At 69.7% G+C, this 11,928-nt stretch carries 12 protein-coding genes; 4 read left to right on the forward strand and 8 right to left on the reverse strand.

The window, feature by feature from the left end:
• Positions 1-41: 41 nt before the first annotated feature.
• The 3 genes from guaB to CG723_RS20040 all read right to left on the reverse strand — a co-directional run bounded on the left by guaB (position 42) and on the right by CG723_RS20040 (position 3,249).
• Positions 42-1,547 carry an IMP dehydrogenase gene (guaB, locus tag CG723_RS20030; RefSeq protein ID WP_100594839.1) on the reverse strand — a complete coding sequence of 502 codons (1,506 nt, stop codon included), beginning with the start codon at positions 1,545-1,547 and terminating at the stop codon, positions 42-44.
• A gap of 252 nt (positions 1,548-1,799) precedes the next feature.
• Entirely contained in the window at positions 1,800-2,384 is a 585-nt protein-coding gene (locus tag CG723_RS20035; protein ID WP_324903690.1) for a sigma-70 family RNA polymerase sigma factor, read from the reverse strand.
• Between the two features lie 253 nt (positions 2,385-2,637).
• Positions 2,638-3,249 carry a response regulator transcription factor gene (locus tag CG723_RS20040; protein ID WP_003948568.1) on the reverse strand — a complete coding sequence of 204 codons (612 nt, stop codon included), beginning with the start codon at positions 3,247-3,249 and terminating at the stop codon, positions 2,638-2,640.
• A 382-nt stretch (positions 3,250-3,631) separates the two neighbouring features.
• Here CG723_RS20040 and CG723_RS20045 point away from each other — a divergent pair, with 382 nt between their 5' ends.
• Complete coding sequence (locus CG723_RS20045) at positions 3,632-3,970, forward strand: WhiB family transcriptional regulator (RefSeq protein WP_100594840.1); 339 nt, start codon at positions 3,632-3,634, stop codon at positions 3,968-3,970.
• Between the two features lie 82 nt (positions 3,971-4,052).
• Here the strand turns inward: CG723_RS20045 and CG723_RS20050 are convergent, their stop codons facing one another.
• Positions 4,053-5,003 (reverse strand): LysR family transcriptional regulator, encoded by a 951-nt coding sequence (locus CG723_RS20050; RefSeq protein WP_100594841.1) that lies wholly within the window; start codon positions 5,001-5,003, stop codon positions 4,053-4,055.
• 80 nt (positions 5,004-5,083) lie between these two features.
• On the opposite strand from CG723_RS20050, the gene CG723_RS20055 reads away from it, so the two are divergent.
• The 3 genes from CG723_RS20055 (at position 5,084) to CG723_RS20065 (ending at position 7,576) form a co-directional block, all read left to right on the forward strand.
• Entirely contained in the window at positions 5,084-5,782 is a 699-nt protein-coding gene (locus CG723_RS20055; RefSeq protein WP_100594842.1) for an MOSC domain-containing protein, read from the forward strand.
• Positions 5,783-5,960: 178 nt separating this feature from the next.
• The gene (locus CG723_RS20060) at positions 5,961-6,734 is read left to right on the forward strand and encodes an SDR family NAD(P)-dependent oxidoreductase (RefSeq protein WP_100594843.1); all 774 of its coding nucleotides are present in this window, start codon (positions 5,961-5,963) and stop codon (positions 6,732-6,734) included.
• Between the two features lie 134 nt (positions 6,735-6,868).
• Complete coding sequence (locus CG723_RS20065) at positions 6,869-7,576, forward strand: ester cyclase (RefSeq protein WP_100594844.1); 708 nt, start codon at positions 6,869-6,871, stop codon at positions 7,574-7,576.
• Positions 7,577-7,691: 115 nt separating this feature from the next.
• On the opposite strand, the gene groL is transcribed toward CG723_RS20065, so the two are convergent.
• The 4 genes from groL to CG723_RS20085 all read right to left on the reverse strand — a co-directional run bounded on the left by groL (position 7,692) and on the right by CG723_RS20085 (position 11,891).
• Complete coding sequence (groL, locus tag CG723_RS20070; RefSeq protein ID WP_100594845.1) at positions 7,692-9,317, reverse strand: chaperonin GroEL; 1,626 nt, start codon at positions 9,315-9,317, stop codon at positions 7,692-7,694.
• A 110-nt stretch (positions 9,318-9,427) separates the two neighbouring features.
• Positions 9,428-9,736, reverse strand: coding sequence for a co-chaperone GroES (gene groES, locus CG723_RS20075; RefSeq protein ID WP_073810087.1), 309 nt, complete (start codon positions 9,734-9,736; stop codon positions 9,428-9,430).
• 236 nt (positions 9,737-9,972) lie between these two features.
• Positions 9,973-10,944 carry a polysaccharide deacetylase family protein gene (locus CG723_RS20080; RefSeq protein ID WP_234374409.1) on the reverse strand — a complete coding sequence of 324 codons (972 nt, stop codon included), beginning with the start codon at positions 10,942-10,944 and terminating at the stop codon, positions 9,973-9,975.
• Between the two features lie 5 nt (positions 10,945-10,949).
• Positions 10,950-11,891: a polysaccharide deacetylase family protein gene (locus CG723_RS20085; RefSeq protein ID WP_100594846.1), complete on the reverse strand. Its 942-nt coding sequence runs from the start codon at positions 11,889-11,891 to the stop codon at positions 10,950-10,952.
• Between the last annotated feature and the right edge of the window lie 37 nt (positions 11,892-11,928).

Raw genomic sequence — 11,928 nt, forward strand, 5'->3', positions numbered from 1 at the left:
ACCCCGGGGCCGCCCCTGGCCCTGTCTTCGACTGTCGGCGACTACTTGCTGCGGCTGTAGTTCGGCGCTTCGACCGTCATCTGAATGTCGTGCGGGTGGCTCTCCTTGAGGCCCGCGGACGTGATCCGCACGAACCGGCCCTTGGTCTCCATCTCGTCGATGGAGGCGGCACCCACATAGCCCATCGTCTGGCGCAGGCCGCCGACGAGCTGGTGCAGCACGTTGGCCAGCGGGCCGCGGTAGGGCACCTGACCCTCGATGCCCTCGGGCACGAGCTTGTCGTCGGAGGCGACCTCGGCCTGGAAGTAGCGGTCCTTGGAATACGACCGGCCCTGCCCACGGGACTGCATCGCCCCGAGGGAACCCATGCCGCGGTACGACTTGAACTGCTTGCCGTTGATGAACATCAGCTCGCCCGGGGACTCCTCACAGCCCGCGAGAAGGCTGCCCAGCATCACCGTGTCGGCACCGGCGGCGAGCGCCTTGCCGATGTCACCGGAGTACTGCAGACCGCCGTCACCGATGACCGGGACACCGGCGGCACGCGCGGCGAGAGCCGCCTCGTAGATCGCGGTGACCTGCGGGACACCGATACCGGCGACCACGCGCGTGGTGCAGATGGAGCCGGGGCCCACACCGACCTTCACGCCGTCGACACCGGCGTCGATCAGGGCCTGCGCGCCGTCACGCGTCGCGACGTTGCCGCCGATGACGTCGACGCCGACGCTGGACTTGATCTTCGCCATCCAGTTCAGCGCGTTGCTGTTGTGTCCGTGCGACGTGTCGACGATGAGGAAGTCCGCGCCCGCCTCGGCCAGCGCCTGAGCGCGCTCCAGGGCCTCAGGGCTGGCGCCCACCGCGGCACCGACGAGGAGGCGGCCCTCGGCGTCCTTCGCGGCGTTCGGGTACTGCTCGGCCTTCACGAAGTCCTTGACCGTGATGAGGCCCTTGAGGACGCCCGCGTCGTCGACCAGCGGAAGCTTCTCGATCTTGTGGCGGCGCAGCAGCTCCATGGCGTCGACGCCGGAGATGCCGACCTTGCCGGTCACGAGCGGCATCGGCGTCATGACCTCGCGCACCTGCCGGCTGCGGTCGGACTCGAACGCCATGTCGCGGTTGGTGACGATGCCGAGCAGCTTGCCCGCCGGGTCGGTCACCGGGACGCCGCTGATGCGGAACTTCGCACAGAGCGCGTCGGCCTCGGCCAGCGTCGCGTCCGGGTGCACGGTGATCGGGTCGGTCACCATGCCGGACTCGGAACGCTTCACGAGGTCGACCTGGTTGACCTGGTCCTCGATCGACAGGTTGCGGTGCAGCACGCCGACGCCACCCTGCCGCGCCATGGCGATGGCCATGCGGGACTCGGTGACCTTGTCCATCGCCGCCGACAGCAGCGGAATGTTCACGCGCACGTTGCGGGAGATGCGGGACGAGGTGTCGACCGCGTTCGGGAGGACCTCGGACGCGCCCGGCAGCAGCAGCACGTCGTCGTAGGTCAGCCCGAGTGTCGCGAATTTCTCGGGCACTCCGTCGACGTTTGCAGTCATGACACCTTCCCCAAATGGCCTTGATCGGTGCGGATGTCCATGCTAACGGGATCCGGAGGTGTCTCATTCCACGATCAAGATCACCAAGCAGATTTGTACGTTCACACGTGTGCGGCCCGCGCCCTGCACAGGGGGAGTCCCACGCGCGCGTGGCGCGTCTCACTCATCGGGTCACTGCTTGGGGCGCTGCTTGAAGCACTGCTCTGCTCGCACTCGCTGTTTCGGCTCGCTGTTTCGGCTCGCCGCTTCGGCTCACTGCTCGGCGAGCGCCCGCAGTCGGCTGAGTGCGCGGTGCTGGGCGACGCGGACGGCACCCGGCGACATGCCGAGCATCTGTCCCGTCTCCTCGGCGGTGAGGCCGACGGCGATACGGAGCAGCAGCAGCTCGCGCTGGTTCTCCGGAAGGTTGGCGAGGAGCTTCTTCGCCCACTCCGCATCGCTGCTGAGCAGGGCCCGCTCCTCCGGTCCGAGCGAGTCGTCGGGCCGCTCCGGCATCTCGTCGGAGGGCACGGCGGTGGAACCGGGATGCCGCATGGCGGCGCGCTGCAGATCGGCGACCTTGTGCGCGGCGATGGCGAAGACGAACGCCTCGAAGGGGCGCCCGGTGTCCTTGTAGCGCGGCAGCGCGAGGAGCACCGCGACGCAGACTTCCTGCGCGAGATCCTCCACGAAGTGCCGTGCGTCACCCGGCAGTCGGGTCAGACGGCTGCGGCAGTAGCGGATCGCGAGGGGGTGGACGTGCGCGAGAAGGTCGTGCGTGGCCTGCTCGTCGCCCTCGACTGCGCTGTGGACCAGTGCACCGATGGCTCCTGGGCCGGCTGCCTCGTCGTCGCGCATCGGTCCATGGTGCCTTGGCGGCGTCCGGTCCGTGGCACCGCGTCCGTAGTTGTGCACTGAAGCGTTATGAGCAGGTGCGCCGGAACTCATCTCGTGCGCCCTCCCCTTCCGCTCGACCGACTCGTCCCTGAGGAACTCCACAACTCAAGGATGCGGCATGTCCGGCGAAACGAGGACCGGCGGCCGTCCGCAGCCCCGTCCGCCCTGGGGCGGACGGGGATCGCTGTGCCCCCGCGGCGGCGCATCGTGGGCCTTAGCGGACAAGGCCCCAGCGGAATCCGAGCGCCACGGCGTGCGCGCGGTCCGAGGCGCCGAGCTTCTTGAAGAGGCGGCGTGCGTGCGTCTTGACCGTGTCCTCGGAGAGGAAGAGCTCGCGCCCGATCTCCGCGTTGGACCGGCCGTGGCTCATGCCCTCGAGCACCTGGATCTCACGCGCCGTGAGCGTCGGCGCCGCACCCATCTCGGCCGACCGCAGTCTGCGCGGCGCGAGCCGCCACGTCGGGTCGGCGAGCGCCTGCGTGACCGTGGCGCGCAGTTCGGCGCGCGAGGCGTCCTTGTGCAGATAGCCGCGGGCACCGGCCGCGACGGCGAGCGCGACACCGTCCAGGTCCTCGGCCACGGTGAGCATGATGATGCGCGCACCGGGATCGGCGGACAGCAGCCGCCGGACCGTCTCGACGCCACCCAGACCGGGCATGCGTACGTCCATCAGAATCAGGTCCGAGCGGTCGGCGCCCCAGCGGCGGAGTACTTCCTCGCCGTTGGCCGCGGTCGTCACGCGCTCCACGCCGGGGACGGTCGCGACCGCGCGGCGGAGCGCTTCTCGGGCAAGCGGGGAGTCGTCGCAGACGAGGACGGATGTCATGACCGTCCTCCGCAGCTGATGCGCGTCACCTTGGGCCTCCAGGCTGGTACGAATCGTCACCTGTGCGGTCGACGCTCTCGGACACTTGCCCGAGCGCTTGTTCTTTCAACCGCCTCCGCACTCTCAACGACGGTCACCCGAAAGAGTTACGGGTTCGGCGGTCTGCTTCGGCACTCTACGTGAGGGACCGGATACAGAGCAGTCGGCGCAAGCGATCCCCCAGGTTTCGCCACAAGGCATGCCCCATTTAGCCGTTTTTCTTCACTTTCAGTGGTGTCTGAGGCTAGATTCGTAATGAGTCATATTTTCATCTCCTTAGACAGTAGATGTACGGTTCTTGGGCACCGTATCCGCGTCAGAACGGCTACAAGGGGACACAGCAATGGCAGATTTCTCCCGCCTTCCCGGACCGAACGCAGATCTATGGGACTGGCAGCTCCTCGCGGCCTGCCGCGGGGTGGACAGCTCGCTCTTCTTCCATCCGGAGGGAGAGCGGGGAGCGGCGCGCAGCGCGCGCGAGAACTCGGCCAAAGAGGTCTGCATGAGGTGTCCGGTGCGCGCGGAGTGCGCTGCTCATGCGCTCCAGGTACGCGAGCCGTACGGCGTGTGGGGCGGGCTGACCGAGGACGAGCGCGAGGAGCTCATGGGCCGCGCCCGCAACCGGCTCGTCGCCGCCGCACCGGCGTCGGCGGGCGGCGCCCCGCCCGTGGTGAACAACTGACGGAAACGTTTCTTCACGGTGGGCACGCAGTGGCGTGCCCGCGGGCTTGTCAGGGCCCGATCACGGGTTCGTCAGGGCCCGATCAGCGGGCCGCGGCCCGCGCCAGGTGGTCGAGCGTGGCTGCCACGGCCGGCACCTGGGCCAGGTCGGGCAGTGTGAGGGCGACGATCTCGCGCTGCACAGCCGGCTCCACCGTCACTGTGCGTGCACCCTTGGGGCGTACGGACTCGATGGCGAGTTCCGGCAGGACCGCCACACCGAGGCCCGCGCCGACCAGGCCGATCACCGCCGGATAGTCGTCGGTCGCGAAGTCGATGCGCGGCGTGAATCCCGCACCCTCACAGACCTCCACCAGCTGCCGGCGACAGCGCGGGCAGCCCGCGATCCAGGGCTCGTCGGCCAGCTCGCCGATGGAGACCGCGTCGGACTTGGCGAGACGGTGCCCCTCAGGGACAAGGCCGACGAGACGGTCGGCCAGCAGCGGACGTACGACGAGGTCGTCCCAGTCCTCCGCGGCCTGCGCCCCTTCTCCCACCCGTCTCCCACCACCGGCCTTGTCCTGAGACGCTTCGCGCCGCCCCTCATACCTGAAGGCCAGAGCCACGTCGCAGTCGCCCTCGCGCAGCATCTCGACCGAGCGCGGCGGCTCCGCCTCCACGAGGGAGACGCGGGTGCCGGGGTGCGCGGCGCGCAGGGCGGCCAGCGCGGTGGGGACGAGCGTGGAGCTGCCGCTCGGGAAGGAGACGAGGCGGACTCGGCCGGCGCGCAGACCCGCGATGGCAGCGACCTCTTCCTCCGCCGCGGTCAGCCCGGCCAGGATTCCCGCCGCGTGCCGCACCAGAGCTTCACCCGCCTGGGTGAGGCGCATTTCGCGGCCGGTGCGGATGAGGAGCGGGGTGCCCGCCGAGGATTCGAGGGCCTTCATCTGCTGGCTGACCGCGGGCTGGGTGCAGCCCAGCTCGCGGGCGGCCGCCGAGAAGGAGCCGGTGGCGGCCACGGCGCGCAGGACACGGAGATGACGGGCCTCGATCATTCCTCAAGCATAAGGGAGCCTTGGATGCAACGGGAAATATTGCGTCGACGCTTTGGCGCCACGTCGCTTAGCGTGCCGTCATGAAGCTTCTGTCTCTGAATGTGGGTCGCCCCGAGGCCAGCGAGCACACCGACCAGGCCGAGGGTGTGACCGGAATCGACAAGCAGGCGGTGCCGGGCCCCGTCCGGGTGGCGGCGCCCGGGCCCAAGGGGGTCGGCGCCAGCGGTCTCGAAGGGGACGCCGTGTGCGACATGCGCCATCACGGCGGCGACCACCAGGCGGTCTACGCCTTCGCTCGCGAGGACCTCGACGAGTGGCAGGGCACGCTCGGCCGCGACCTGCGCAACGGCTCGTTCGGCGAGAACCTCACGACCGAGGGTGTCGACGTGACGGGCGCGAAGATCGGCGAGCGCTGGCGCGTCGGCTCCGACCTGGTCCTCGAGGTCGCCTCCGGCCGGATCCCCTGCCGCACGTTCCAGGGCCACCTCGGCGAGAAGGGGTGGGTCAAGCGTTTCACCGCGCGGGCCGCCCCGGGCGCGTATCTGCGAGTGATCGAGCCGGGCGCGATCCGGGCGGGCGACACGATCGAGATCGTGCACCGGCCCGACCACGAGGTGACCGTCGCCTTCCAGTTCCGCGCCGTCACGACCGAGCGGGAGCTGCTGCCGCGGCTGCTCGTCGCAGCGGACGTGCTCGACCCCGAGGCCGTCGAGACGGCTCGTATGTATGTGGCCAAGTACGGAGACGGGGGCGCGGGGGGCGACGCGACGCAGGGGTAGAGCGGGCCTGGCCGCGTGGCGGTAACGGACCTGGTCCGCACGGCGGTTGCGAGCCTGCCGCACTCGGGCGCAACACTCGCCGGACCACGCGCGGGGGGGCTTCCGGGCGCGGTCATGCCCACGGCGGTCACCGGGGGGTGTCCGGCGGATCATGGCCGGGGCCCCCTAGCCTGGCCTCATGACTACCGCTCTGATTACGGGATCCACCTCGGGGATCGGTGCCGCGTTCGCGCGCCGGCTCGCCGCGGACGGCCACGACCTCGTCCTGGTGGCGCGTGACACCAAGCGGCTGCGGGAGCAGGCCACCGAGCTCCACGACCGGCACGGCATCGAGGCCGAGGTGCTCACGGCGGACCTCGCCACCGACGAGGGCATCGGCGCGGTCGAGGCACGGCTGACCGACCGCAAGCGTCCGGTGGACCTGCTGGTCAACAACGCGGGCTTCGGCAACAAGGGCCAGTACCTGGAGGTCCCGCTCGCCGACGAGTTGACGATGCTGAAGGTGCACTGCGAGGCGGTCCTGCGGCTCACGTCCGCCGCGGTGGCGCCGATGCGTGAGCGCGGCAGGGGCGGCGTGGTGAACGTGGCGTCGGTGGCGGCGTTCGTGCCGCGCGGGACGTACGGCGCGTCGAAGGCGTGGGTCGTGCAGTTCACGCAGGGCGCGGCACGGGACCTGGCCGGCAGCGGTGTGCGGCTGATGGCGCTCTGCCCGGGCTTCGTCCGTACGGAGTTCCACGAGCGGGCCGCGATGGGCACCGACAACATTCCCAAGTGGATGTGGCTCGACGCCGACAAGCTGGTGGCGGCGGCGCTCTCCGACCTGGCGCGCGGCAAGTCGCTGTCGATCCCGGATCCGCGGTACAAGACGCTGATGGGCGTCGTGAAGCTCGCGCCGCGCGGGCTGCTCGGCGGGGTCACGGCGAAGACGGGTCGCAAGTACGGCCCGCAGTAGGACGCGGCGGGTTCGGGGCCGGGGCAGGGAGTGCCTCGGCCCCGAACCCGATCCCGCCGGCTCGTTACACGGCGGTGGGAAGATAGGGCTGTCCGGACCTACGCAGGGGGCTCAGGGGGGCCGGAGGCGGCGTCATGACGTTTGTGCAGGTCATCGACTGCAAGACCAGCCGATTCGACGAGATGGACCAGCTCATGGACACATGGGCGGAGAAGTCCCAGGGGAAACGGACCGCGACGCACAGCGTCATCGGCAAGGACCGGTCCGACGACACCCACTTCATCGAGATCGTCGAGTTCCCGTCGTACGAGGAGGCAATGCGGACCTCGAACCTTCCCGAGACCGACACGATCTTCCGGCAAATGGTCGCCCTCTGCGACGAGATGCCCACCTTCACCGATCTGGACGTGGTGCGGGACGAGCAGTTGTACGCGGGCAACGCGCGCCGGTTCTTCGAGACGGTCGCCACCGAGGGTGAACTGCCGCCGCTCGACGGCCTGCTCGCGGAGGACTACCACGGCCACGATCCCGGCAACGTGACGGACACCATCGGTCTCGACGCGACGCGGCGCGAGATCGAGATGTACCGCGGCGGGTTCGACTTCGAGTTCACCGTCGACGACCAGATCACCGAAGGCGACCGGGTGTGCACGCGGTGGACCTTCAGCGCCGAGCACAACGGCAACTTCATGGGGATCCCGGCGACGGGCAAGCAGGTCACGATGACCGGCGCGACCATCTTCCGGTTCCAGGGGGACGGGAAGATCGTCGAGGGCTGGTGGCACAACGACCGGCTGGGGCTGATGGCCCAGCTCGGCGCGCTCGACGAACTCGAGGGCTGACCGGCGGCCGTGTCGCGGGGCGCAACGCCGAGGCCCGGCCCCGCGACAAGCGCGGAACCGGGCCTCGTACGAACAGGCGCCAGTGCGACCGGCGCCGCACTGGTTGCTCAGTGCACTAGTGGGAGTGGCCGTGACCGTGACCGCCGGCCTCGGACTCCTCCTCCGCCGGCTTCTCGACGACCAGGGTCTCGGTCGTGAGCAGCAGCGAAGCGATGGACGCGGCGTTCTCCAGGGCGGAGCGGGTGACCTTGACCGGGTCGATGACGCCGGCCTTGACCAGGTCGCCGTACTCGCCGGTCGCGGCGTTGAAGCCCTGGCCCTTGTCGAGCTCGGCGACCTTCGAGGTGATGACGTAGCCCTCGAGGCCGGCGTTCTCGGCGATCCAGCGCAGCGGCTCGACGGCGGCGCGGCGCACGACCGCGACACCGGTGGCCTCGTCGCCGGTCTTGTCGAGGTTGCCCTCGAGGATCTTGACGGCGTGCACCAGAGCGGAGCCACCACCGGAGACGATGCCCTCCTCGACCGCGGCGCGGGTCGCGGAGATGGCGTCCTCCAGACGGTGCTTCTTCTCCTTGAGCTCCACCTCGGTGGCGGCGCCGACCTTGATCACGCACACGCCGCCGGCAAGCTTCGCAAGGCGCTCCTGGAGCTTCTCGCGGTCCCAGTCGGAGTCCGTGTTCTCGATCTCGGCCTTGATCTGGTTGACGCGGCCCTCGACGTCGCCCTTGACGCCGCCACCGTCGACGATCGTGGTGTCGTCCTTGGTGATGGTCACGCGACGGGCGGTGCCGAGCACGTCCAGACCGGCCTGGTCGAGCTTGAGGCCGACCTCCTCGGCGATGACGGTGGCACCGGTGAGGGTGGCCATGTCGCCGAGCATCGCCTTGCGGCGGTCACCGAAGCCGGGCGCCTTGACGGCGACGGCGTTGAACGTGCCGCGGATCTTGTTCACGACCAGGGTCGACAGGGCCTCGCCCTCGACGTCCTCGGCGATGATCAGGAGCGGCTTGGAGCCACCGGCCTGGATGACCTTCTCGAGCAGCGGCAGCATGTCCTGGATGGAGGAGATCTTGCCCTGGTTGATCAGGATGTACGGGTCCTCGAGCACGGCCTCCATGCGCTCCTGGTCCGTCACGAAGTACGGAGACAGGTAGCCCTTGTCGAAGGCCATGCCCTCGGTGAAGTCCAGCTCGAGCCCGAAGGTGTTGGACTCCTCGACGGTGATGACACCGTCCTTGCCGACCTTGTCCATCGCCTCGGCGATGAGCTCGCCGACCTGCGAGTCCTGGGCGGACAGACCGGCGACAGCGGCGATGTCGGCCTTGTCCTCGATCGGGCGGGCGGTCGCGAGGAGCTCCTCGGACACGGCCTTGACCGCGGCGTCGATGCCCTTCTTCAGGGCGGCCGGGGAAGCGCCGGCGGCGACGTTGCGCAGGCCTTCCTTGACCAGGGCCTGGGCGAGCACGGTGGCGGTGGTGGTGCCGTCACCCGCGATGTCGTTGGTCTTGGTCGCCACCTCCTTCACCAGCTGGGCGCCGAGGTTCTCGTACGGGTCGTCGAGCTCGACCTCGCGGGCGATCGTGACACCGTCGTTGGTGATGGTGGGAGCGCCGAACTTCTTGTCGATGACGACGTTGCGGCCCTTGGGGCCGATCGTCACCTTGACCGTGTCGGCAAGCTTGTTGACGCCGCGCTCGAGGGCGCGACGGGCGTCCTCGTCGAACTTCAGGATCTTCGCCATGGAGCTGTTAGTCCTCTCGAACGAACTGCGCCCCCGACGCCCGGCATGCTGAGAAAAGTCGCAGCTGAGTAGCGGGGTGCCAGGGGCGCAGAACTAAAACAGTGGGTGAATTACTTCTCGACGATCGCGAGCACGTCGCGAGCCGAGAGGACGAGGTACTCCTCGCCGTTGTACTTCACCTCGGTGCCGCCGTACTTGCTGTACAGCACGATGTCGCCGGTCTGCACGTCGAGCGGCAGGCGCTCGCCGTTCTCGAAGCGACCCGGACCAACGGCGAGGACGACGCCCTCCTGGGGCTTCTCCTTCGCGGTGTCCGGGATGACCAGGCCAGAGGCGGTGGTCTGCTCGGCGTCGAGCGGCTGGACCACAATGCGGTCCTCGAGCGGCTTGATGGCAACCTTGGAGCTGGTGGTCGTCACGATCCGACCTCCCCCTTCGGAGATCACGGGGTTAACTGTCTGAGGTGGCGACCAGGTGGATCCGTCGTCGCGGGTGCCGGACCTGCCCGTCGCTATTGGCACTCTCCAGTGGGGAGTGCCAGGGCCGAGACTATGACTGCGATTAGCACTCGGTCAAGCGGAGTGCCAATTCAGTGAGGGCGAGTCCTCCGCACGGCCCCTCCGGCGCGTCCGCCACAGCCCCTCCGGCCCATCCCTCACAGGTAGTTCTCGAGCCTCCCCACCGTGAACCCCTGGGCCTGGATACGGCGCAGCAGCCGCACCGTCATCCCGGTGAGCGTCGCGCCGTGCGGCCCGGCACGGTCAGTGAACCGGGCCCGGACGATGTCGCCGGGACGCAGCCGGTCCCCGTCACTCAGGTCTTCGCCCCGCGTCGAGGCGCGCCACAGGACGACGGCGTCGACCCCGCAAGTGGCGGCCGCGCGCAAGGTGTCCTGGTCGTACTCGCCGAAGGGCGGGCGGAAGAGGCGGGGGCGGGTGCCGAAGCGGTTCTTCAGCCGGTCCTGCTGGCCGCAGATCTCGGCGTGCTGCTCGGCGTACGGGAGCGAGGGCAGAGAGTGGTGGTTCAGGGTCTGGTTCTGCACGCCCGCGCCGAGGGCCCGCAGCGTGCCGAAGTGGTCGTGGCCGGGGCCCACGACGCCGTCCGTGAGGAAGACGCTGACGGGCAGCCTCAGGTCCCGGACCATGTCGGCGAAGTGCGGGTCGCGGTCCACGCCGTCGTCGAAGGTCAGGAAGACGACGCGGTCCTTGGTCCGGACGCGGTCCACGACGGGCGGGAGTGTGTGCGAGCCCCGGCCGGCCGCGTGGCGTGCCGGAGGTCTCGGCGCCGGGGCGAGCGGCGCGGAGAGCCCCCAGCGGCGATAGGCGTCCGGAGTGACGCCGCCCTGAGGGGAGTGGAGAGGCGCGGCGTGACCAGGCCCCCCAGCCGCCTCCCCGGCGCCGAGCGCACCCCAGGACGACCCGCGCCCCACACCGACGGCCGGTGTGGCCGTCGGTTCCGGGTGGCCCGAGTGGCGGACCTTCTCGGCCGCTTTCCTGCTGAGCCGCTCGATCGGGTCCACGGACGGGGCGCACCCGGTGAGCAGCGCGGGTGCGAGGACACCGGCGGCCAGGGCGGCGGCGAGCAGCCGCCGTGGCCAGGTGCGCGCGGGGGCCCGTCGTGCCCGCACGGACCTCACAGGTAGTCCTCCAGCCGGGCCACCGCGTACCCCTTGTCGGTGACGTACTTCATGAGCCGGCGGACCATGTCGGGCATGGTGCCCTTCCACTCCCCGCGGCCGCGGAAGTGGCTCAGGATGATGTCGCCGGGGTGGAGGTCCTGGTCCACCTCGCGCCACTCGACGTGGTCGACGAACATCTCTTCGTTCCAGATCGGCGCGTACTTGATCCCGCAGGACTTGGCGGCGCGCAGCGTGTCCCGGTTGTAGTTGCCGTAGGGCGGGCGGAAGAGGACGGGCCGCTTGCCGTACTCCTCCTCCATGATGTTCTGCATGCCGCAGATCTCGCGCTTCTGCTCCGCGTAGGACAGCCCGGGCAGGTAAGGGTGCGTCAGCGTGTGGTTGTTCAGGGTGACGCCGCGGGACTGCATCTTCCTGAAGTAGTCGTAGTTGTCCTCCACCAGGTAGTTGCTGAGGAAGGCGGTGTACGGGATCTTCAGGTCGCTCATCATCTTCAGGAACTCCGGGTCCTTCTCGGAGCCGTCGTCGATGGTGAGGAACACGACCTTGTCCTTGGTGGGCACGGTCGTGAAGACGGGCGGCAGGTCCTCCTGGCCGTGGACCTCGAAGCCCTTGCGGGCGCTGATCACCGGCTTGTCGGCCGGCGGGGGCGGCGCGAGGAGCGGCGGCTCGGCGAGGCGCCACTTCTTGGCCATCGCGACCCGGGCGGCACCCAACTTGCCCGCGTAGGAGTCGAGGGCGCGGCCGCCGGGCGGCCCGTGGAGGGGCTGCTGGCCGGGCGCCGGCCGGACGGCCTCCGCGCCGACGGGCGCGGCGCACCCGGAGGCGACCGCGCAGGCGGCGAGCACGGCGAGGCAGGCCCGCGTACGGCCGTGCCGGAACCCTCGGCCCGGCGTCCCCTTCGCGGCCCTTTTGTCGTTTTGTCGTACAAGTCGCATGGCGCCGAATCCTCACAGCTCACGGCGCTGATCAGGG

Source organism: Streptomyces sp. CB01635, assembly GCF_002803065.1.
Taxonomy (GTDB): Bacteria; Actinomycetota; Actinomycetes; order Streptomycetales; family Streptomycetaceae; genus Streptomyces.